This is a genomic window from Actinobacillus arthritidis, assembly GCF_029774155.1.
Classification (GTDB): domain Bacteria; phylum Pseudomonadota; class Gammaproteobacteria; order Enterobacterales; family Pasteurellaceae; genus Actinobacillus; species Actinobacillus arthritidis.
The window spans coordinates 249,447-270,999 of the sequence record NZ_CP103833.1; the positions used below are offsets into that span (position 1 = coordinate 249,447).

17 protein-coding genes and 7 pseudogenes are annotated in these 21,553 nt (G+C 37.9%); 17 read left to right on the forward strand and 7 right to left on the reverse strand.

Translation table 11 applies throughout. The features are described 5' to 3' along the window. The first annotated feature begins 6 nt into the window (after window positions 1-6). Window positions 7-1,350 (forward strand): FAD-dependent oxidoreductase, encoded by a 1,344-nt coding sequence (locus NYR89_RS01280; RefSeq protein ID WP_279446010.1) that lies wholly within the window; start codon window positions 7-9, stop codon window positions 1,348-1,350. 146 nt (window positions 1,351-1,496) lie between these two features. Here NYR89_RS01280 and NYR89_RS01285 read toward each other — a convergent pair whose 3' ends face one another. Further along, entirely contained in the window at window positions 1,497-2,357 is an 861-nt protein-coding gene (locus tag NYR89_RS01285) for a LysR family transcriptional regulator (RefSeq protein ID WP_341536360.1), read from the reverse strand. A 100-nt stretch (window positions 2,358-2,457) separates the two neighbouring features. Here NYR89_RS01285 and NYR89_RS01290 point away from each other — a divergent pair, with 100 nt between their 5' ends. From NYR89_RS01290 to NYR89_RS10940, 6 genes and pseudogenes are all read left to right on the forward strand, one after another. Further along, on the forward strand, window positions 2,458-2,754 hold the full coding sequence (locus NYR89_RS01290; protein ID WP_279446011.1) for a YciI family protein: 297 nt from the start codon (window positions 2,458-2,460) through the stop codon (window positions 2,752-2,754). A 10-nt stretch (window positions 2,755-2,764) separates the two neighbouring features. Then, window positions 2,765-3,322 carry an NAD(P)H-dependent oxidoreductase gene (locus tag NYR89_RS01295; protein WP_279446012.1) on the forward strand — a complete coding sequence of 186 codons (558 nt, stop codon included), beginning with the start codon at window positions 2,765-2,767 and terminating at the stop codon, window positions 3,320-3,322. Beyond that, on the forward strand, window positions 3,322-3,933 hold the full coding sequence (locus NYR89_RS01300; protein WP_279446013.1) for a putative quinol monooxygenase: 612 nt from the start codon (window positions 3,322-3,324) through the stop codon (window positions 3,931-3,933). The genes NYR89_RS01295 and NYR89_RS01300 overlap by 1 nt, the downstream gene beginning before the upstream one ends. Beyond that, window positions 3,870-4,016, forward strand: coding sequence for a putative quinol monooxygenase (locus NYR89_RS01305; protein WP_279446624.1), 147 nt, complete (start codon window positions 3,870-3,872; stop codon window positions 4,014-4,016). The genes NYR89_RS01300 and NYR89_RS01305 overlap by 64 nt, the downstream gene beginning before the upstream one ends. Window positions 4,017-4,251: 235 nt before the next feature. Then, window positions 4,252-5,629, forward strand: a pseudogene (gene argH / locus NYR89_RS01310) (argininosuccinate lyase). 123 nt (window positions 5,630-5,752) lie between these two features. Then, window positions 5,753-6,280: pseudogene (locus NYR89_RS10940) on the forward strand (IS1595 family transposase); the annotation flags it as partial. A gap of 115 nt (window positions 6,281-6,395) precedes the next feature. Here NYR89_RS10940 and NYR89_RS01320 read toward each other — a convergent pair. The 5 genes and pseudogenes from NYR89_RS01320 to NYR89_RS01340 all read right to left on the reverse strand — a co-directional run bounded on the left by NYR89_RS01320 (window position 6,396) and on the right by NYR89_RS01340 (window position 13,142). Continuing rightward, complete coding sequence (locus NYR89_RS01320) at window positions 6,396-7,754, reverse strand: sodium-dependent transporter (RefSeq protein WP_279446014.1); 1,359 nt, start codon at window positions 7,752-7,754, stop codon at window positions 6,396-6,398. 68 nt (window positions 7,755-7,822) lie between these two features. Further along, window positions 7,823-8,656, reverse strand: a complete 834-nt coding sequence (locus NYR89_RS01325; protein WP_279446015.1) for a Dam family site-specific DNA-(adenine-N6)-methyltransferase — start codon at window positions 8,654-8,656, stop codon at window positions 7,823-7,825. 5 nt (window positions 8,657-8,661) lie between these two features. Then, window positions 8,662-9,751 (reverse strand): annotated as a pseudogene (gene aroB / locus NYR89_RS01330) (3-dehydroquinate synthase). A gap of 15 nt (window positions 9,752-9,766) precedes the next feature. Next, window positions 9,767-10,288: a shikimate kinase AroK gene (aroK, locus tag NYR89_RS01335; RefSeq protein ID WP_279446016.1), complete on the reverse strand. Its 522-nt coding sequence runs from the start codon at window positions 10,286-10,288 to the stop codon at window positions 9,767-9,769. 261 nt (window positions 10,289-10,549) lie between these two features. Continuing rightward, window positions 10,550-13,142, reverse strand: a pseudogene (locus tag NYR89_RS01340) (penicillin-binding protein 1A). Window positions 13,143-13,288: 146 nt separating this feature from the next. Here NYR89_RS01340 and NYR89_RS01345 point away from each other — a divergent pair. From NYR89_RS01345 to NYR89_RS01385, 9 genes and pseudogenes are all read left to right on the forward strand, one after another. Continuing rightward, window positions 13,289-13,969 (forward strand): pilus assembly protein PilM, encoded by a 681-nt coding sequence (locus NYR89_RS01345; RefSeq protein WP_279446017.1) that lies wholly within the window; start codon window positions 13,289-13,291, stop codon window positions 13,967-13,969. Further along, complete coding sequence (locus tag NYR89_RS01350; RefSeq protein ID WP_279446018.1) at window positions 13,951-14,472, forward strand: hypothetical protein; 522 nt, start codon at window positions 13,951-13,953, stop codon at window positions 14,470-14,472. Before NYR89_RS01345 ends, NYR89_RS01350 begins: the two co-directional genes overlap by 19 nt. A gap of 3 nt (window positions 14,473-14,475) precedes the next feature. Beyond that, a complete protein-coding gene (locus tag NYR89_RS01355) occupies window positions 14,476-15,003 on the forward strand; it encodes a chromosome segregation protein (RefSeq protein WP_279446019.1) in 528 nt (175 codons plus the stop codon). Continuing rightward, window positions 14,996-15,400, forward strand: a complete 405-nt coding sequence (locus NYR89_RS01360) for a hypothetical protein (protein WP_279446020.1) — start codon at window positions 14,996-14,998, stop codon at window positions 15,398-15,400. The genes NYR89_RS01355 and NYR89_RS01360 overlap by 8 nt, the downstream gene beginning before the upstream one ends. 9 nt (window positions 15,401-15,409) lie before the next feature. Further along, window positions 15,410-16,705: a type IV pilus secretin PilQ gene (gene pilQ / locus NYR89_RS01365; RefSeq protein WP_279446021.1), complete on the forward strand. Its 1,296-nt coding sequence runs from the start codon at window positions 15,410-15,412 to the stop codon at window positions 16,703-16,705. A 125-nt stretch (window positions 16,706-16,830) separates the two neighbouring features. Further along, window positions 16,831-17,244 carry a transcription antitermination factor NusB gene (nusB, locus tag NYR89_RS01370; RefSeq protein WP_279446022.1) on the forward strand — a complete coding sequence of 138 codons (414 nt, stop codon included), beginning with the start codon at window positions 16,831-16,833 and terminating at the stop codon, window positions 17,242-17,244. Window positions 17,245-17,308: 64 nt separating this feature from the next. After that, a pseudogene (gene thiL, locus NYR89_RS01375) lies at window positions 17,309-18,275 on the forward strand (thiamine-phosphate kinase). A gap of 4 nt (window positions 18,276-18,279) precedes the next feature. Further along, entirely contained in the window at window positions 18,280-18,753 is a 474-nt protein-coding gene (locus NYR89_RS01380; RefSeq protein WP_279446023.1) for a phosphatidylglycerophosphatase A family protein, read from the forward strand. A gap of 8 nt (window positions 18,754-18,761) precedes the next feature. Beyond that, a complete protein-coding gene (locus tag NYR89_RS01385) occupies window positions 18,762-19,388 on the forward strand; it encodes a LysE family transporter (protein ID WP_279446024.1) in 627 nt (208 codons plus the stop codon). 61 nt (window positions 19,389-19,449) lie between these two features. On the opposite strand, the pseudogene NYR89_RS01390 reads toward NYR89_RS01385, so the two are convergent. After that, window positions 19,450-20,548 (reverse strand): annotated as a pseudogene (locus NYR89_RS01390) (TrmH family RNA methyltransferase). 166 nt (window positions 20,549-20,714) lie between these two features. On the opposite strand from NYR89_RS01390, the pseudogene suhB reads away from it, so the two are divergent. Continuing rightward, window positions 20,715-21,526 (forward strand): annotated as a pseudogene (suhB, locus tag NYR89_RS01395) (inositol-1-monophosphatase). The last annotated feature ends 27 nt before the right edge of the window (window positions 21,527-21,553 follow it).

The following is a 21,553-nucleotide window of genomic DNA, read 5'->3' on the forward strand; positions in this document are numbered from 1 at the left end:
TATTTTATGGAGCATATTACAGTAGAAAACTTGGTGATTGGTTTTGGTAAAGCAGGTAAAACTCTAGCGACGGATTTAGCTAAAGCAGGGCAATCGGTAATTTTGGTGGAACAAAGTGAAGCAATGTATGGCGGCACTTGTATCAATATCGGTTGTATTCCTTCTAAAAAATTATTGGTAGAAGGACAGAAAGGGCAAAATGTATCTGATAAAGTTGCGTTATTTAATCAATCAATGACGGCAAAAAACGGCTTAATTGGTAAATTACGAGTAGCAAACTTTGCAAAATTAGATAGTCTTGAAAACGTGTGTATTATTACCGCTAAAGCGAGTTTTAAAGACGAACATACCGTGTTATTAAACGGTCGTGACGGCGAGTTTGAAGTACGTGCCGATAAAATTTTTATCAATACCGGTGCGAGTTCAAATCGTTTAGCGATTGAAGGTGCGGATGGTGCGAGAATTTATGACAGTACCGGCATTCTATCTTTAACTGAGTGTCCGGATCGTCTTGTGATCGTTGGCGGCGGTTATATTTCATTAGAATTTGCCTTTATGTATCAAGCATTTGGTAGCCAAGTTACTATTTTAGAGAATGGCGATACTTTCTTAGCACGTGAAGATCGTGATATGGCAGAAGCGATGCTTGATGTATTGAATCGTAAAGGTATCCAAGTGCATTTAGCTGTGCAAACGGAACGTTTTGTTGAAAATACAGATTCGACTACCGTAGTCACCAATCAAGGTGAATTTATTGCCGATGCAGTATTAGTGGCGATCGGTCGCCGTGCCAATACGCAAGGTTTAGCACTTGAAAATGCCGGTATTAAGCTAAATGAGCGAGGCGCAATCATTACCGATGAACACTTACGTGTTGCAGGTAAATCACATATTTGGGCGATGGGGGATGTTGCCGGTTCTGCGCAGTTTACCTACATTTCATTAGATGATTACCGCATTGTGCGAGACCAATTATTTGCGGAAGGTAAACGTAGCCGTGATGATCGTGCGGTATTCCCGACAGCGGTATTTACCGAGCCACCGTTTGCGCATATCGGTTTAACCGAAAGTGCGGCACAAAAATCGGGGCACAATGTAATTGTGAAGAAAATGAAAGCCGAAATGATTCCAAAAGCCAAAGTATTGGGTCAAACAGACGGATTGCTGAAAGCCATTATTGATGCGGATACGGACGAAATTTTAGGTGTAACGTTATTCTGTGCGGAAGCGCATGAAATTATCAATCTGTTTAAAATGGCGATGGACTACAACATTCCGGCAAGCTATATCAAAAACCAGATCTTTACCCACCCGACCATTATTGAAGGCTTAAACGATTTATTTGCTTAGTTGGTGAAGAAAGTAAGCCCTCATTTGTAAAATGACTTATATGTTGTTATAAAAATCTGCACTTTAGTTCGTTTTCTTATTAAGCTTAACTATTAAAGTGCAGTTTGTTTTTTTATTCAGTTGCGGTAAAAAACTCAATCACCGCTTTAATTCGCCCTACTTTTTGGCTGTGCTTGCATAAAGTAAAGATATAACGCCCCAAAAGTTTGCCAATGTTTTTCTAATACAGGTATAAACTCTTGCCTATCAGGCTGAATTGCCATAAGTGGTTCAAAAAAACGTCCGATTCCCACCCCTTGTAAAATAGCGGATTTTGCGACCACCAAGCTATTAACGATCATCGGCATTGGCATTTCTATACGAAGATTTTCCCCTTTATCTTGCAATGTTAATGGCATAACACAGTTACTGGTTGCAAAGCGAAAACCAATTAGTTTATGTTGTTGTAAGCCATTGATTGTTTTAGGTAATCCATATTTCTGCTGATAAGTTTTTGAAGCGTAAATGCCTAAACGAAACGGCTCGGTCAGCTTTTTGGCAACCATTTGCTCTTCAACCTGATTCCCAAAACGAAATCCCAAATCAAAGCCTTGTTTCAGAATATCCACTGTGCCGTCATTGATTGAAATTTCCAACTGAATATCTGGAAATTGCTCAGCAAATTCCCCTAATCTCGGTTCGATCAACAACCAGTAAGCGATATGTGGCACGGTCATACGAACCAACCCTTTTGGTTTCTCACTCAAATCTTGCACGGTTTCCACCGCAGTTGAAAGCGATTGCAAGGCATTTTGAGTGCTATCAATTAAACGATGTCCTGCTTCGGTTAATTCCATTCTTCGAGTCGTTCGATTAAGAAGAGGCAAACCAATATGCTTTTCAAGCAGTTTCAGCGACTGACTCACTGAAGGTGATGTCATTTGCAATCTCCGTGCCGCCCCTGAGATAGATCCTTCAGCAACAATAGTATGGAAAATGGTAAGTGCGTTATAGATTGAGCTATTCATTGTGTAGTTTTACCTAAGAATAAATTAAGTATTCATCATCTTATCATTAAAAATCATTAAGTTAAAATAGCCACACTTTCAACGAATAAAGGACAACAAAATGTATATCATCAACATTGCTGTAAATAACAATGTAACCGCAGAACAACAAGAAAAACTTTTTGCTGAACACGTAGAATGGTTCAAAAAATACTTTCAAGCGGGAAAATTTTTAATGCTCGGACCATTCAAAGATCAAGCTAATGCTGGCGTGATTTTTGCTCACACTGACAGCCGTGCGGAGTTGGATCAAATTTTAGCGGAAGATTGTTACTACCCAAACTTAGCCAGCTATGACATCCGTGAATTTGAACCGAAATTAATTGCCGCAAATATTAGTGAATTTGCAGGAAAATAAGGATCTCAACATGAAAAATGTGCTTATCGTTTCAGGACACCCTGATTTAACAACCTCTATCGCTAACCAAGTGATTTTAGATGAAACGGCAAAATTATTGCCGAATGCGGAAATCCGAAAATTAGATCAACTATTTAAAAATGGTACGTTTGATATTGCCGCTGAACAGGCGGCGATACTCAATGCCGATATTATCGTGTTCCAGTTCCCATTCTCGTGGTTCAGTTTTTCTGGCGTAATGAAATTATGGTTAGACGAGGTGTTTGAACACGGTTTCGCTCACGGTTCAACCGCCAAATTAGCGGGCAAAAAATTGATTATCTCCACTACCACAGGTGCGCCATCAGCACTTTATCAAAAAGACGGTTTTTTTGAGCATACAATGGAAGAGCTTGCGCCGCAGTTTGAAATGATGGCAAAACTCTGCAACCTTGATTATGTAGGTTTTATCTACACTAACGGCATCGGCTACACCAGCCGTGAAAATCAAGAAAAAATTAATGCCCAAAAACAAGAAGCGAAAAAACACGCAGAGCGTGTGAACAGCTTAATTAGGAGTTTGCAATAATGAAAAGATTACTTACCACTTTTTTATTGGGAGTATCGACAATGAGTAATGCTGATCAAAAAATGAGTCTATTTGAACTAACGGTTAAACCAGAACAACAGCAAGCGATTGATGCGGTGGGTAAAATAAATCTTGGCACGTCAATTCAAACTGAAGCCGGCACGCTGGCAATGTTCCATACTGTGAAAAAAGATGAGCCAAGCAAAAATGTGATTTTGGAACTTTACCAAGATAAAGTCGCTTATCAAGCACATACTAACGCATCACATTTCAAACAGTTTGTTGAAGTTGCTAAAACTGCAGTAACTGGTCGTAAAGTCATGCCACTAGATTCGCAAATTTTATTGGAAAAACAACCGCTTACAGCATTTGAAAACGGTGATTATCTCATCAATTTAGCTGAAGTGAGCGTAAAACCGGCACAAAATGAAGCTTTTAAAGCGATAGTGTTAGACGAGATGCAACAGTCGATGGCAAAAGAAAATGGCGTGATTTTAATGTACGCGCCACACTCAAAGATCAGCCGAATGCGTGGCGTTTTTTTGAAATTTATGCGAATGAAACCGCTTACCAACAGCACCGTAATACACCGCACTTTCAAGCCTATTTAAAGCAAACTCAAGCAATGATCGAACGTAAAAATGTCACATCTTTAGTGGGTAAAACACTAGCGAGTAAAGGTCTGTTTAAGTAAAAATTGACAATTTTTGTTTTCCGAAAATAGTCGTTAAAGTGCTTGATCTCCGCACCCAACTCGCCTACATTTATAAATCTTTGTATATAAATAATACAAATGGTAAAAAAATGGGGAAATTTAACCGCTTGCAATAAATAATTATTGAATAATTTTGCATATTTATGCAAAATATCTCTATTCAGATGTACAGGACATCTTTTAATAAGATTAAAGAAGCGAAAAGGAACACAATATGGCACTTTGGGGTGGACGTTTTAAACAAGAAGCTGATGCAAAATTCAAATTTTTTAATGACTCATTACGTTTTGACTATCGTTTAGCATTACAAGATATTGACGGTTCAATCGGTTGGGCGAAAGCGATTACTTCGGTTGGCATTTTAACCGAGCAAGAACACCAACAATTAGTGGTAGCGTTAAAAGAATTACGTGCGGAAATCGAGCCGAATATTGCGATTATTTTACGTGATGATGCGGAAGATATTCATAGCTGGGTTGAATCAAAACTGATCGAAAAAGTCGGTGATTTAGGTAAAAAACTCCACACCGGTCGTAGCCGTAACGACCAAGTTGCGGTGGATATGAAAATGTGGTGTAAGGTTCAGGCGGTCGTATTGCAAGAGCGTATCCGTAACTTACAGCACAAATTGGTCGAAACCGCCGAAGCCAATCAAAATGCGATGATGCCGGGCTACACCCATTTACAACGTGCACAGCCGATTACGTTTGCTCACTGGTGTATGGCGTATTACGAAATGTTAGAACGTGATTTCAGCCGTTTAACCGATGCTTATAAACGGATGCACTCTTGTCCGTTAGGTTCAGGCGCATTAGCCGGCACGGCGTATTCAATCGATCGTGATGTACTTGCGCAGGATCTCGGTTTTGCGATCGGTACACGTAACAGTTTGGATTCGGTTTCGGATCGTGACCACGTGTTGGAACTACTTTCAACAGCCTCGATCAGTATGGTGCATTTATCACGTTTTGCTGAAGATCTCATTTTCTTCAATAGCGGTGAATCGGCATTCTTGGAATTATCGGATCGTGTCACCTCTGGTTCTTCATTAATGCCGCAAAAGAAAAATCCGGATGCGTGTGAGTTAATTCGTGGTAAATCGGGACGTGTTTTCGGCGCATTATCAGGCTTGCTCACCACCTTAAAAGGTTTACCGCTTGCTTATAACAAAGATATGCAAGAAGATAAAGAAGGCATTTTTGATGCGATGGAAACTTGGCAGGCTTGCTTAGAGATTGGTGCGTTAGTGCTGGAAGATATCAATGTAAACGTAGAACGTACTCGTGAAGCTGACGCGGCAAGGTTATTCGAATGCGACCGAGCTTGCGGATTATTTAGTGGCGAAGGGTATTCCATTCCGTGAAGCGCATCATATTGTAGGTGAAGCGGTAGTCTATGCGATCAGCAAACGTGAACCGTTAGAAGCATTAAGCGTGACGGAATTTAAACAGTTCCACCCAGTGATCGATGAAGACGTTTACCCGATTCTTTCGTTAGAATCCTGTTTAGAAAAACGTAGTGCGAAAGGTGGGGTAAACCCGGAACGTGTCCGTGAAGCGATTGAAGCGGCTAAAGTAAATTTGGGTGCTTAACTACAATTCATACTCTATAAAAGCGGTCTGATTTTGTAGGAAATTTCGGTATTATATAGCAGTTGCATAAAGAACGAGATTCAACCTTAACCGCAGTAAAATTTTCGATGCTCTTAATGTTAAAATAGGGTTAAGGGCATTTTAGCCTGCCAACTTTTTCGTAATTTTAATATACAGTATAAGATCATATTTACCCTTGCACATAAGATTCGTGAAAGCTTGACTGTTTAACGTGAGCTTTTTAAGATTCAGGCGACACACCATATTGGTGGCACTTATGTGCATTCTGCTAAACGTCCAAAGAATAAGAAAGTAGGACGTATGGATGCTCAAGGCCAATACCAATCTAATATGTGGTATTGAGCATGCTTGAGTGTTATTTAGAATAAGACACTTCTTTCTAATCCGCGGTTAGTTGGAGCAAAGAGAACTATCGCATTTCCAATTTTCTCTGAGAATACGGATAGGGTGAAAAAATTAGTTTAAGCGTATATTAAGCCAATCAATAATCTTACCGAAAGATATTTCACAAGCTTTAAAGGAACGTATTACGGAGAAATCCACAAGATGGATAATGTTTATCTTGATAGCTATGCGAATGAAGCCGCTTATTGTGAAGATACTCGGAAGTTAAGAGAATTTAACTATTTTGTCTACTGTGTTTGCTACTAAACAAGTAAAATTAAAAGGGCTAAGTATCTGTACAATCAGAACTTAGTCCTTTAATTAAGCTAATCTAATTTTGGGGTAAAACCCTTTGATTGTACTAAAGTGAGTTAAAGAAAATCACTAGAATAATAATCGGGATCACAAATTTTACATAATTAAACCAAATTGTGGTAAAGGTTTTGCCTGCTCCCAATTCGGTTTTTGCTTCATCTTTCAGAACAAATCCCACGAAAATAGCACTACCTAAAGCAGTTAGAATGAATAATATATTACCACTAATATAATCAAATGCATCAAAAATACTTTTATCCATAATGCGGATATTCTGCCAAATATTATCTCCTAGTACCGATGGAATATTTCCGATGATAAAAATGGTTGCTAATGTTACCGCAATTGCTTTTTTACGGCTCATCTTAGTTTTTTCTTGTAAAGCAGTAATAATTACTTCATAAATAGTTAATGAGGTTGTGAGTGCCGCCACAACTAATAAGCTAAAGAATATGATCGCAAAAACAGTTCCGCCCCACATATTAGAGAATACAATTGGTAAACTTTGGAATACTAATGTCGGTCCTGAATTTGGTGCAACACCGAAACTAAATAAGGATGGGAAAATCATAAAACCGGCAAGTACAGCTATGAGTGTATTCATAATACCGGTAATAGTAGCTGTTTTAACTAGATTTTCATTCTTATCAAGATAACTTGAAAGAGTGATAAGCACACCAAAGCCTAAACTTAATGCAAAGAATACTTGTCCTAATACGAAAACAAAAAGTTTTGGTGTGATTTTTGAAAAATCAGGCATTAAATAAAAAGAGATACCTTCAGCGACTCCCGGTAGTGTGACATTACGAATTACCATGATAAGTAAGAAGACAAAAAGTAAAGGCATAAGGTATTTCACGGAACGTTCAATACCATCCACAATGCCTTTAACTAAAATAAAATAGTTAACTAATACAAAAATTGAGGTATAACCAATAATTGCTAAAGGACTATTTTGGATACTTTCTTTGTAATATGAAGCAGTAGTTTCAACGCTGATCGGACTAGAGAGATCTAAAGAACCGCTTACTAAGCTACCGATATAATTAAGTACCCAGCCACCTAATACCATATAGTATGCCAAAATGCCAAAAGCACCGAGCGACCCCATATAACCTAAAATTTTCCAGCTGGAATGAATCGGCTTACCATTGGCAGTCCCCCTAAAGGCATCAATCGCATTTACTTTAATACGGCGTCCGATAACATTTTCAACTAAGATCATTGGGATACCAATTACGATCATAGCCACACAGAAAAGAAAGACATAAGCACCACCGCCGTTTTCTCCTACAAGGTAAGGAAAACGCCAAGTTGCTCCAAAACCGACAGTTGCACCGGCAACGGTCATTACATAAGCCAATCGGTTTGACCAAGATTGGCGTTCTACAGGTTTGTTTGCCATTATTACTCCTAAGTCAGGCTGTTATCCGCTGATATGTAAGCGGTTAAATTTTTAGAAATGTTTGTAAATTAAGAGAAAAGTGCGAATAGTTCGTTAACTTTGATACGAGAGTTAGCATTTTGTCCGATAGAACGTTGAACTTTAATTTTTTTTATTTTCGCACCTTGGTATATTTTCCGAGTGAAAACCGTATCATGGTTTGAAATGAGTACAGGTATATTATTTTGTTGTGCTTGTTTGGCTAATTGTGCCAATTTCTCTTGTTGAGAAAGGCTAAATCCACCTCCAGCATAATGAGTAAAATTACTTTCTTGTTGCAGAGGTGCATAAGGCGGATCACAATATACAATATAATTGTCCGGATTCTGGTTTAAGTAGGCAAATACGTGTTCAAAGTCGGCACAAATAAATTCGGCTTTCTGTGCTTTTTCCGCAAAAAATCGTAATTCATTCTCGGGGAAATAATGTGTTTTATAAGCACCGAAAGGCACGTTATATTCGTGTTTTTGGTTATAGCGACAAAGTCCATTAAAACCGAAGCGGTTTAAGTAAAGGAATAGCACGGAGCGTCTAAATGGATCCGATGAGGTATTAAATTCCTGACGGCGAGCGTAATAAAAATGAGCCGTATTGGCTTCGGGTGTCAGAAAAAGTGTACGAACCGCTTGAATATAATGTTCCACATTATGTTTAATGGTATTAAATAAGTTAATTAAATCAGGATTGATATCGGCAAGCAAATAGCGTTCATAATCCGTATTAAGAAATACGGAGCCAGCTCCTACAAAGGGCTCAACGAAACAAGCCCCCTGAGCAGGCTGAGGGGGCAAATATTTACGAATTTCAGTGGTTAGGCGATATTTTCCTCCTGCCCACTTTAAAAAAGCTCTTCTATTACTCATTAAAACTAATGTTGGGTAAATCGTTCAATCGCAGACAGAACTTGTTGCTCTGATGCGTGAGCACTGACATAAGCATTTCCTAACGATTTCAGTAAGATTAGACGTAATTGTCCACCTAATACTTTTTTATCTCGCCACATATAAGGGAGATATTGGTTAGGTTCCATATTATCTGGAGATATTGTCGGTAATACGGCTTGTGCAAGCAATTTTTCTAAACGAGCTACATCTTGTTCGGATAAGTCGCCTAAAATACGAGATAATTCCGCCGCTTCTAACATACCTACAGATACGGCCTCACCATGTAACCAGTTACCGTATCCCATATGAGCTTCAATCGCGTGACCAAATGTATGCCCTAAATTAAGTAAAGCACGGTCACTTTTTTCTGTTTCATCGCGAGCTACAACATCTGCTTTTAGCTGACAACAGCGTTGAATACAATATTCTAATGCACTTTGCTCTAATGCTACTAGATTATGAATGTGTTGTTCTAACCATTCAAAGAATTGAATATTGAAAATCGCCCCGTATTTGATCACTTCAGCAAGACCGGCACTCACTTCACGTTTTGGTAATGTCTGTAAAGTATTCGTATCAATAATAACGGTAGCTGGTTGGTAAAATGCACCGATCATATTTTTACCGAGAGGATGATTAACCGCTGTTTTACCGCCTACAGAGGAATCCACTTGAGCTAATAACGTCGTCGGTATTTGAATAAAACGGATACCACGTTGATATGAGGTCGCAGACATAACCGGCAACATCGCCGATAACACCACCGCCTAATGCGATAAGTGTGGTATCTCTGTTATGATTTTTTTCTAATAAAGCGGTAAAAATCATATTCAGAGAGTCTAAGGTTTTATATTTTTCTCCGTCAGGAATCAGCACATAATCAACGCTACAACCGAGTCTTTTCAGTGTATCTTGAACAGCGGCAAGATAATGTTCGGCAATTGTCGGATTAGATACAATCATAACTTTATCGCCTGAGGTTAACGGGGCATAGCTTTTCGGATCCGTTAATAAACCTGAGCCAATAATAATCGGATAACGACGTTCTTTTAATTCAACATTTACTTGTAACATTTCTTGCCTCTCTCATTACTGTAAGTTATCAATCAACTCAATAATATGAGTTGCAACAACTTTTGCACTTTGTTCATCTGTATGTAATGTAATATCAGCAATTTCTTCATACAAAGGATTGCGAATTTGTGCCAATTCTTCCAATGTTTGACGAGGATTTTCTGTTTGAAGTAACGGACGTTTTTTATCTCTCTGCGTTCTTTCAAATTGTTTGTCAACAGTGGTTTCTAAATAGATAACAATACCTCGTGCCGATAATACATTGCGGTTTTCTTTTGAAAGAACTGAACCGCCGCCAGTGGAAAGCACGATCCCCTGATTTTGCGTTAATTCATTGATAATACGCTCTTCACGCTTACGAAATCCTGCTTCACCTTCAACATCAAAAATCCAATCAATATCAGCACCGGCACGTTCTTCAATTACGTTATCAGAATCAATAAATTCCATACCTAACATCTGTGCAAGTTGACGTCCAATGGTGCTTTTACCAGCACCCATAGGCCCTACAAGGAAAATATTACGTTTTTCTGCCATTTTTATTTCTTCTTAATATTCTAAATTTATATAACTATCAATTTGTGGAAAGAAAACGACCGCTGGTGCTTAATTGCTTTATTTTTAGCAATAGCAAGCGGTCTGCTTTACGAAAAATGTTGCAAGAGTGCTTTTTCGGTTGAGTAAAATCGTATTAAATACCACAAATTGCCCAAAGATAATTAGGTAAGATTATCGCAAGAAATCATACCTAATTTCAACCTTATAGGGAAAGAAACCCTAAAATTTTATAAATTATTTTTAGAATAATTCAAAGCTCCCCGGAGAATTTAGTAACTCTTTTGGCGGTAGTCCCAATCGTTGCTCTAAATGCGGTTTTGAGCCTGGTTTTGTTTCTTGCAGTACTTTATAGGCTTTTTCCACAATATATTTTTTAGTTGGTTCAGTTCCTTTAATAAAGTACTCAGTTAAATTGTTACCAAGAAAACCACTGCTAGCGTCAATTTTTACTTCAATAATATTAGGTGGGGTGGCAATGATACGATCCTTTTTATCTGCAAGAGCGACCTTCATATATTTAGTCCAAGCGGGCATTGCAGTTTTGGCACCTGCTTCTCTTTTACCTAAATCTCGTTTATTGTCATCAAAACCGACATATACGGTTGTAACAATATTTGCTCCAAAACCGGCATACCAAGTGATTTTAGCATTATTTGTCGTACCGGTTTTACCTCCAATATCTTTACGATTTTTAAATTCGGATGCCAAAGCTTTACTGGTTCCATTCCAGCTTTGCCCTGGCTCGCCGTAAATCGCACTATTTAACATACTACGCATTAAGAATGCTAATTCTCCGCTAATGACTCTTGGTGCATATCGTACTTCAGTGCTGTTCTGAGCGGCTTCAGTCATTAAACTTGGCACATTCGCTTTGACAGAAGATTTGATTTCAGGCTCTCCTTCACTTTCTGCTGGACTATCATCACTTTCGTTATTGTCTTCAGCATCTTGAGCAGAAATAGCTTGAATTTGTGCTTCATCATGAATTTTTACACCGTCAAAATAATCTGGTTCAGGATATTTCACTGGCAGATTGCATTCTAAACAAGCGATAGCAGGATTTGCTTTAAATAGTTCATTGCCTTGATTATCTAAAATACGCTCAATGATATAAGGCTCAATTAAATATCCACCATTGTCAAAAACGGCATAGCCTCTTGCCATCTCTAATGGTGTGAATGATGCGGCACCTAATGCAAGAGCTTCAGTTGCAACAAATTGATCTCTATTGAATCCGAAACGTTCTAGATATTCGGCAACATAATCTACCCCAGCCATTTGTAATGCTCGGATTGCAACCATATTTTTAGATTTACCTAATGCGACGCGTAAACGTAATGGACCTTCATAGCGGTTATCCGCATTTTTAGGTGTCCAAGGTTTTTGCCCACGTTTGGTTATTGTGATTGGCGAATCACTTAATGTGGTCGAAAGGCTTAAACCTTTATTCATTGCCGCGAAGATAAATAAACGGTTTAATCGATGAACCGACTTGTACGAGAGATTGAGTAGCTCGGTTAAAGCGGCTTTGTTCAAAGCTAAAGCCACCGACAATTGCCTCGATTGCACCGTTATCACTATTTAACGAAACTAAGGCAGAATTGACTTCCGGAATTTGACCGAGAATCCATTCTTTTCCATTTTTAGCTTTACGAATCCAGATTTGCTCACCTACGTTAAGTTTAATTTGTCGCCCGAAAACTGCATTAGATTTAGGTAATTCGTCCTTATCTCCGTTTGGTAATAAAATTGTATAACCATTTTTAGCGATACCAATAATTACAGCTCCGGTAAAGGGATCTGAATTTGGTAATTTGCTCAAATGCTCAATAATTTTTTCATCATCCCAAGCGGTTTTTCCGGTCCAAAGTTTATCAGCACCACGCCAACCGTGGCGTATATCATAATTAATAAGATTTTCTTTCAATGCATCCTGTGCCGCTTTTTGGTCGGTAGAGAGGACGGTCGCATATACTTTAAAGCCTTTATTATAGGTCGCATCTTCGCCATAACGTCTTACCATTTCTTGACGAATCATTTCGGTAACATAATCGGCTCTAAATTCTAACGCAGTACCGTAAAATGTCGCTTTAACTTCCTCAGTTTTCGCTTGTTCGTATTGCTGTTGAGTAATTTTTTTAACTTCCAACATTCGACCTAATACGACATTACGGCGGTTTTCCGCACGTTTTACCGAATAAAGAGGGTTCATTGTGGAAGGTGCTTTTGGTAAACCAGCGATGATTGCTATCTCTCCCAAGGTTAATTGGTCAAGATTTTTACCAAAATAAGTCTTCGGCTAGCTGCTGCAACGCCGTGAGAACGATAGCCTAAATAAATTTTATTTAGGTAAAGTTCAAGAATTTCATCTTTGCTCAGCACTTTTTCGATTTCTAAAGCAAGAATAGCTTCTTTTAATTTACGTTCAAGATTACGCTCAGGTGTTAAGAAAAAGTTACGAGCTAATTGCTGAGTTATTGTACTTGCACCCTGAGTATCCCCTTGGCTAGAACGCCAAATCGCACGTGCGATCCCTTTGGGATCAATGCCTTTGTGTTCATAAAAACGGACATCTTCGGTTGCAATGATGGCATCGATCAATGTTTGGGGAATATCAGCCAATTTAACTGGAATACGACGTTGTTCGCCTACTTCACCAATCAACTTGCCGTCAGCAGTAAAGATTTGCATAGGTTGCTCGCAATTCCACCGTTTTTAAACTGGATACATCGGGTAAACTTTCTTTGATATGAATATAAGTAATACCTGCGGCTACACCACCTAAAATCAGCAGTGAAAGTAAAGCACTAAGTATTATTTTTGCGATCTTCATCGAAAAATTCTCTTTTGGTAAATGACGAAATTGAAGCTTATCGCCAAGATATAAACACAATTAAAAAATTAAAAAGTAAGTATAAGACAAAAATCGCAAAAAAACCGCTTAAAAATTGCATAAAGTCGATTCAAAGGAACAAAATTGTGAAAAAATTCACCAAAATGATGAAAAAAACAACGAGAAATTGTTTGGTTGGGGTTAGTGAGAATCAGGCTTATCGCTGTTTCTGTTTTGATAATGAATATAAGAGAATGTGCTATTGGCAAAGCATAATAGAGAATAACTCTTTTTCATTACCGAAAGCGGTCGAATTTCCGTCTAATCCTGTCTTTGTTCGTTCTGTTCCTTTTCAATATATTTGGCGAAAATATCTTTTTTTACCGATACGTTATGACCAAACGATGATTTATCGCCAACTTTTACAAGTGCTACAACAAGAATTACCGCTTTCGCTTGAAGAGGTTTATTTTGATTACCAGCTTTTTCCTCTTGAAAAAGAAGGGTTGGTTAAAGTGATTGTTTATGCGTTACGTAAGAGTTATGCCCATACATTGATGATTCGGGCTGATACCATTCTAGATTGTGAGCTTTATTGCTTTGTTCGAGGTTTTAATGCGCTTTCCTCATCCGATTTGGCTCAAGAAAATCGAATTTATGCTTTAACGGATAGAACTTTTAGACTTACCGGTAAAGAAATTGAATTTAATACGGATCTTACCTTAGCAAATTGTCGTTTGGAGCAACTGGAATTAGACGACTCAATCAAAGATCCGTTTTTATATGTGACCGCATTAGGGGCAAGTTTATGGAATGGAAAGGGATAAATTTAACAGATTATCGAGCGAAGCAATGGAAGCAAAACATCTATAAAAAGGGGATTTATCTATTTCTGATAGCTATCGTTGCAGTCACTTTAGCAATTTACTTGCAATTAACCGTTTTACAAATAAATCAACAAAATAGACCGCTTGTCAACCAAGTTGCATATCTTAAAAAAGAATTAGTACATTTAAACGGAAAATTGGCACGATCTCGAAGTTCTCCTCCTATAAATATAGGACGAATATTTACGGAGGAGCATATTGCTAAATATTTGACGCTTTTACAAGATTTGCCATTACCGCAAGGTGGTATAGAAGAAGTCATTTTTGAATATAACGAGATGCCAACGATGAAAATAGTCGGTATTTTTAGCCATTCGGATCAATTTGAAAGGCTGGAAAAATATCTTTCCGAGCAAAAAGTATTTGGTTTTGAATTAGTTAACTTTCAGATAAATGATCAACATCAACTTGAATTTAGTTTTAATATTACCTTAAGGGAGTAAATTATGTTTTCACTTAATAGGCTTTATTTATTACCAAATAGTTATATTTTCCGTCTTTTATCTTTTCTACAACTCTATTTTAGAGCGGTTTGTTTAAGCGTATTTATATCAATAGTAAGCTATCCCTCTTATCAATACATTTCCCAATCTTCATATCAAAAAGAATTATTAGCTACAGTACAACAATTATCTCAAGATACTACACAAAAGCAGAAGCTATATCAAAGTCTTAGCCAACATCAGAATCATTTGAAAGAGAAAGAACAATACGTGAGCCAACTTAACCAGCAATTACAAAGCATCTTCAATGCTTATCAAGTAAAACTGGAACAAATGCAATGGAATTTAGAACAGGGAAAATCCATTTACTTTTCGTTAAATCATCAAGTATCAATTATCTTTAAGCTCATTAGAAAGCTATCGAAATTGAAGCCATTAAAATTTAGAGAAATTCATTTAATCAAATTGGAACAGGAGAAGCAGTTGCAACTACGGGCGAGTGTTATTGTTACGGAGGATAAAGGTGAATAAGTATCTTTTAAGTTTCTTATTTTTCTCATCTGTGAGTAGTGCTGATCCGTTTTACGGTGAACAATTAGAAGATAAAAATTCGGTATTTTCAGCAGAGAAGAATATTGCAGCTTCTTCCGACAATTTAACCGCTTGTCCAGCACCTTCACCAAGAAATAATCGCTATTTACCTTCCAAATTAACCCAATTGAAATTTATCGGCGTACTCAAAAAACAAGATAAATATAAAGCGATTTTTATGGATTCGCAAAAGCAACTGTTTGATCTGCAAGTTAATGATTGGTTAGTCGATGAACATATTCAGATTATAGATATTGATTTAAAATCAATAAGTTATATAGATTGGCAAACAGAGAAAAATTGTCAATCTCCGACTTCTATTACCTTAAAGTTATAGGAGGAAAATATGAAAAGAATGATTTTGTTACTCTTTTTTATGTTTTCATCGGCTTACGTATATGCTTTTTCTATCTCGTTGAGGAATGCACCGACTTCAGAAATCCTGAGTTATTTGGCGGAAGAATACAGCAAAAATATTGTGTTAAGCGACAATATTGAAACGAATACCACGTTAAGAATTGAAAATAGTGATTTTGATAGTGTGTTAAAAAGTATCACTCGATCAAATAAGTTGACCAGTGCGTATGAAAACCAAATCTATTTTATTGGTCATAAAAAAGACGATAAGGATCCTAACAGGGGATTAAATCCGGAATTATTAAAACCTAAATTGATTACTAAAACTATTAAGTTAGATTATGCCAAAGCAACGGAAGTGATTGAATCTTTAACTAAAGGTAGCGGTAATTTTTTATCAGAAAACGGTTATTTACATTTTGATGATCGCAGTAATAGCTTAATTATTAAAGATAGCCCGGAATCAATGAAAAATATCGTAAAATTAATTAGAAATTTAGACAAACCGACCGAACAAATTGCGATTGAAGCGAGAATAGTCACAATAAGCAGTGAGAATTTGCAAGAACTTGGGGTACGTTGGGGAATGTTTTCGCCGACAAATGGACATCATAAAATTGCCGGTTCTCTTGAAGTGAATGGATTACCGGATACTAACCATTTAAACGTCAATTTTCCGGTAAATAACGCCGCTTCTATTGCGTTACAGGTGGCTAAAATTAATGGACGCGTACTTGATTTGGAATTAACCGCTTTAGAACAAGAAAACGATGTAGAAATTATTGCCAGCCCACGTTTACTGACTACCAATAAAAAACCGGCAAGTATTAAACAGGGAACTGAAATTCCATATGTACTTTATAACCGTAAAGATGAAGTGAAAAATATCGAATTTAAAGAAGCCGTTTTAGGGCTACAAGTCACGCCGCATATTTCAAATGATAAGCAAATTTTGCTCGATCTAGTTGTGACACAAAATTCGCCAAATTCAACCAGTTCGACCGTGCATGGTTTAGTCACGATTGATAAACAGGAATTAAATACGCAAGTATTCGCTCAACATGGTGAAACCATTGTACTTGGCGGTATTTTTCAGCATTTAACCGCAAAAGGTGAGGATAGAGTGCCAATTTTAGGTTCAATTCCGTTTCTTAAAAAATTATTTAGTCATTCCAGTAACAGAGTTAGTAAGCGTGAGTTAGTCATTTTCGTTACACCTTATATTGTTAAAAGTGGAAAACAGAAAATTTCCTCTCATTCTTCACATAAATTACCGCCAAAATAAGATAAATTGTGTTAAAATCTCTCGCTTAAATCGCAATAAGTTGTTTATTGATTGCGTACGAATTTTTGTGTGGCGGTTTATTTAAATGCCGCCATTTTGCTCTTTATGATAAACGCAGAGGTTTTATGAAAGTTTCTCCACGTCGCCGTGCCAGAGAGTGTGCGGTTCAGGCTCTTTATTCTTGGTATGTATCGCAAAATAGTGTAGAAGAAGTTGAATTATCATTTGTCACAGACCAAGATATGAATGGTGTTGATTTGCCTTATTTCCGTAAATTATTACGCGGTACGGTTTTATATATAGAAGCGATTGATGGCGTACTTCGTCCGTTTTTAGATCGTGCGGAAGATGAGGTTGATCCGATTGAACGTACTATTTTACGTCTTTCGGCATACGAATTAAAATATGAACTTGATGTACCTTATAAAGTGGTGATTAATGAAGGTATTGAAGTGGCGAAAGTATTCGGTTCAGACGATAGCCATAAATATATTAACGGTATTTTAGATAAATTAGCACCGGCTTTAGGTCGTAAATAATTGAAGGATAAGAAGAAGGTGAGCGTAAGGTTCACCTTCTTTTTTGTTATATAGCGGAGGAAAAATGACGGAATTTGAAGTCATTGCACAATATTTTAAACGTAATAAGGTACGTTCGGACGTGGATTTATCAATAGGCGATGATTGTGCGGTTACGACTTTAAAACCGAATGAGCGTTTAGCCATTACTACCGATACATTGGTATCGGGAACGCATTTTCTTCCGTCCATTTCTGTCGCGGATTTAGCTTATAAAACATTGGCGGTTAATTTAAGTGATTTAGCCGCAATGGGTGCAACTCCCGCTTGGGTTTCTTTAGCTTTAACGCTTCCGAAAATTGATCACCAATGGCTTGCTGAGTTCAGTCACAGTTTATTTGCTGTGTTAGATCGCTATCAGGTAGATTTGATCGGCGATGATACTACCGGTGGTACTTTCGCTAACGCTTACAGCACAAGGTATTTTACCGAAAGATCAAGGATTGTTTCGACATCAAGCACAAGTCGGTGATTGGATTTTTGTTTCCGGCAGTTTAGGGGATAGTGCGACCGGTTTATCGCTGTTGTTGAATAATTGCAAAATTTCGGACGAATCCGACTGCTATTTAGTACGACGCCATTTACGACCTACGCCAAGAGTGGAATTAGGACTGGCACTACGAGCATTTTCCCGTTGTGCAATCGATATTTCAGACGGCTTATTAGCGGATCTAGGGCATATTTTAGATCGTAGCCAAGTTGGGGCTGAAATTGAATTGAATAATATACCGCTTTCTAGCCATTTAATGGCTAAATATAGTGAACAAGAAGCACTTCATTTCGCTTTAACCGGTGGGGAAGATTATGAGTTATGTTTTACCGTATCGGATGACAAGCGGTCGGAAATGGAACAAATTTTACGTTCTCAAGGGATTAAAGTGAGCTGTATCGGTAGGATCATTTCGGCGGCAAGCGGTCTGATTTTACGCCAAAATGGTAAACAAGTACCGTTACCGGCTCAAGTTGGTTTTGATCATTTTAAATCAGTATAAAACGATGAAAAATTTTAATTTAAAAAATCCGATTCATTTACTTGCTTGTGGTTTTGGTTCAGGCTTATTAAAGCCGGCACCGGGAACTTGGGGGGCGCTTGCCGGTGTATTGATTGCTATTTTATTGTGGAATTTGACCACGAGTGCTTTATTCTTTATTGGTTTAACTCTTGTGAGCTTTATTGCCGGTTGCCATATTTGTGAGCAAACCAGTCGCGATCTAAATGTACATGATGACGGGCGTATCGTTTGGGATGAAATTGTGGCAATTTTTCTGATGTTTGCATTTTTGCCTGAATACAATTGGTTAGCTTATCTACTAACGTTTATTTGTTTTCGTTTCTTTGATGTATTAAAACCTTATCCGATTCGTTATTTTGATGAAAAATTAGAAACTGGTTTAGGTATTATGTTTGACGATATTCTTGCCGCAATTTATGCACTAACTGCTTTACATTTAATTTATTGTTTTATTTAGGAGAGTATATGCTTACCATTCTGTTGGTTCATCTAGCAGGCTTAGCCAGTCCCGGTCCTGACTTTTTTTATGTAGTACGCCAATCTGCAAGTCATTCAACTAAGGCGGGCATTTTAGCGGCGATCGGGATTTCATTAGGGATCATCTTTTGGGCGAGTTTTGCTATTTTTGGTTTGGCTTGGTTGAGTAATACGATTGGTACAATGTTCCAATTTTTGATTATGGCGATTGGTGGCATATATTTATTTTATATCGGTTCACTTATGGTGAGGGTTACAAAAAATGCAACCTTTACGAATGAGCCAACGAATCTTAGAGAGTTAGATAATGTGACTGAAATTAAAAAAGGCTTATTGATCAATATTTTTAATGCAAAGGCAGGTGTTTATTTTACGAGTGTGGTATCTGCATTCCTTGCTCAATTTATTCAAACCTCTGATCTATTTCTTTTATTATTTTTGTTTGTATTTTCAACGCTAATTTATTTTGTATTAGTTGCATTGTTATTTTCTCGCCGACCGGTACAAGAATTTTATACAAAATATAGTCGCTATATTGATAATGTTGCCGGTATGATTTTTATTGTATTCGGTATGATTTTAATTTTTGATGGAATAAAAGGGCTAATAAGCTAACAAAGCTCCAAAGTAAAACAGGCTTACGTTTTTGCGTAAGCCTGTTTTTTTAGTTTCAATCTTAAACGATATGCGTTTGATACCATTGATTCAACACGATACCAGCACTTACCGCTACATTTAGGCCGCTGTTTAACGGGTTTTCAAAAGAAAGCTGTACGGTGGTATCTTCCGGATACTCAGCGTCTTGTGCCGGAATTTCACTTAATACGAATACTGTTTTTGTAGCTAATTTCGTTTTTGCCAGTGATCTTGCTTGTTTATTGCGGGTTAAATGGATGATTTGATAGCCGGCGTTACGTAATTGCGTCAGTGCGATTTGTTTATGTTTAGTTTCGAGCGGACGAACAAATTCTAAACCACCTTCAGCAACACGTCTTTGCAGCGCTTGAATTAAGCGTATCGGCACTTTCTACAATTACACCGCTTACACCATAGAACGCACAAGTACGAATAATACCGCCTACGTTTTGTGCATTGTTCACTGCATCCAGTAAGACTAAACAATCACGTTTACGCGGCACTTGTAAATAACCTTCTAATGAGAACGGCACGGCTTTTTTGACTAATAAACAGACATCGCCGTGGTGTTCTGTGCCGGTGACACGTTCCATTTCGGCACGATCTACCACGTGGTAAGCTTTTTTGTGTTCGGCTAAGTAGCTAAGCATATCGCCTAACTTTTTTGCACCTTCTACAGTTGCCCATAAACGCACAATCGCATCCGGTCGTTGTTTAAACAATGCAAGGCAAGCATTTTCGCCGTATACTTTCATTTCTTCCGCACGGTTTTTCTTAATTTTTTCTGGTGCACGAGGAGAAAGCGGGCCGGTTTTTTTCTCTTTAATTGTGCTATTGCCCCCTTTTACGCTAATTTGTACATTACCTTCGCCGCTAGCTTTTTTTGCGCTTGTCGGGTAAAGCACTTCACGAGCTTCTTGGCGATCTTTACGCTCAAAGCGGGCTTTGTCGCCAGCGAATTTAGGTTTGTCAAAACGAGGTTTATCTTCGAATCGGTTTGAAGAACGATCATTACGCTGTTCGCGGCGATTTGAGTGATGTTCATCGTTAAAGCGGTTTGATTTTGTTTGGAATTTGTTATCTCGGCGCTCATCAACGGTTTGAAAGCGAGGTTTATTTTCATTAAATTTTGGTTTCATTCTATCGTTCCTTAGGGAAAATTTCGGGCTATTATAGTTTATTCGCATAGTAAAATATCGCTTTTTTGCAAAAAATTTTGAGAATCAGACCGCTTGTTATTTCTTTATTTATCGAGTTTATTTATAATCAGTCGTCTTTTTATGTTCTTTAAAATCTGGTGGAATTATGAACCCAATGTTAAACATTGCTATTCGTCTTGCACGAAAAGCAGGCAATATTATTGCTAAAGGCTATGAGCAAGCCGCGAGTGAAATCGAAGTGGCTCAAAAAGGTACAAATGATTACGTAACGGCAATTGATAAAGCGGCGGAAGCGGCGATTATCGAAGTGATCCGTAAATCTTATCCTGATCACGCTATTGTTGGCGAAGAATCAGGTATTTTGGCAGGCGAAAATGAAAATGTGCAATGGGTGATTGATCCATTAGATGGCACAACTAACTTCGTGAAACGCTTACCTCATTTTGCAGTTTCGATTGCGGTACGTGAAAATGGCCGTACAACGGTAGGGGTTGTTTACGATCCAATCCGTAATGAGCTTTTCACTGCTGTACGTGGTGAAGGTGCAAAACTCAATGAATTTCGTTTACGTGTAGAAACAGATCGCCGTGATTTAAACGGTACTGTACTTGCGACCGGTTTCCCTTTCAAAGCGACTAAACATCGCCCTGCGCACTTAAATATGCTCGAAGGCTTAATGAATAACGGTGTGGCGGATTTCCGCCGTACTGGTTCTGCGCACTTGATTTGGCTTATGTGGCGGCAAATCGTGTGGATGGTTACTTTGAAATCGGCTTAAAACCGTGGGATTGTCTTGCAGGCGATTTAATCGCACGTGAAGCGGGTGCAATCGTCACAAACTTTGTTGGCGGTACGGATTACTTAAAATCAGGTAATGTTGTTGCAGGTCAGGCTCGTGTGGTAAAAGAGATCTTAAATACGATTCAGCCGACATTAACCGAAGATCTTAAAAATTAATTCAAAATTTAAACCAGAGATGACACG

Coding starts and splice junctions, on each gene's coding strand:
- NYR89_RS01300 (WP_279446013.1), top strand. CDS start 3,322: ATGAAAAGATTACTTACCACTTTTTTATTGGGAGTATCGACAATGAGT.
- pilQ (WP_279446021.1), top strand. CDS start 15,410: ATGAAAAGAATGATTTTGTTACTCTTTTTTATGTTTTCATCGGCTTAC.
- NYR89_RS01385 (WP_279446024.1), top strand. CDS start 18,762: ATGCTTACCATTCTGTTGGTTCATCTAGCAGGCTTAGCCAGTCCCGGT.
- NYR89_RS01280 (WP_279446010.1), top strand. CDS start 7: ATGGAGCATATTACAGTAGAAAACTTGGTGATTGGTTTTGGTAAAGCA.
- NYR89_RS01355 (WP_279446019.1), top strand. CDS start 14,476: ATGTTTTCACTTAATAGGCTTTATTTATTACCAAATAGTTATATTTTC.
- nusB (WP_279446022.1), top strand. CDS start 16,831: ATGAAAGTTTCTCCACGTCGCCGTGCCAGAGAGTGTGCGGTTCAGGCT.
- NYR89_RS01290 (WP_279446011.1), top strand. CDS start 2,458: ATGTATATCATCAACATTGCTGTAAATAACAATGTAACCGCAGAACAA.
- NYR89_RS01285 (WP_341536360.1), bottom strand. CDS start 2,357: ATGAATAGCTCAATCTATAACGCACTTACCATTTTCCATACTATTGTT.
- NYR89_RS01350 (WP_279446018.1), top strand. CDS start 13,951: ATGGAATGGAAAGGGATAAATTTAACAGATTATCGAGCGAAGCAATGG.
- NYR89_RS01295 (WP_279446012.1), top strand. CDS start 2,765: ATGAAAAATGTGCTTATCGTTTCAGGACACCCTGATTTAACAACCTCT.
- NYR89_RS01320 (WP_279446014.1), bottom strand. CDS start 7,754: ATGGCAAACAAACCTGTAGAACGCCAATCTTGGTCAAACCGATTGGCT.
- aroK (WP_279446016.1), bottom strand. CDS start 10,288: ATGGCAGAAAAACGTAATATTTTCCTTGTAGGGCCTATGGGTGCTGGT.
- NYR89_RS01380 (WP_279446023.1), top strand. CDS start 18,280: ATGAAAAATTTTAATTTAAAAAATCCGATTCATTTACTTGCTTGTGGT.
- NYR89_RS01325 (WP_279446015.1), bottom strand. CDS start 8,656: ATGAGTAATAGAAGAGCTTTTTTAAAGTGGGCAGGAGGAAAATATCGC.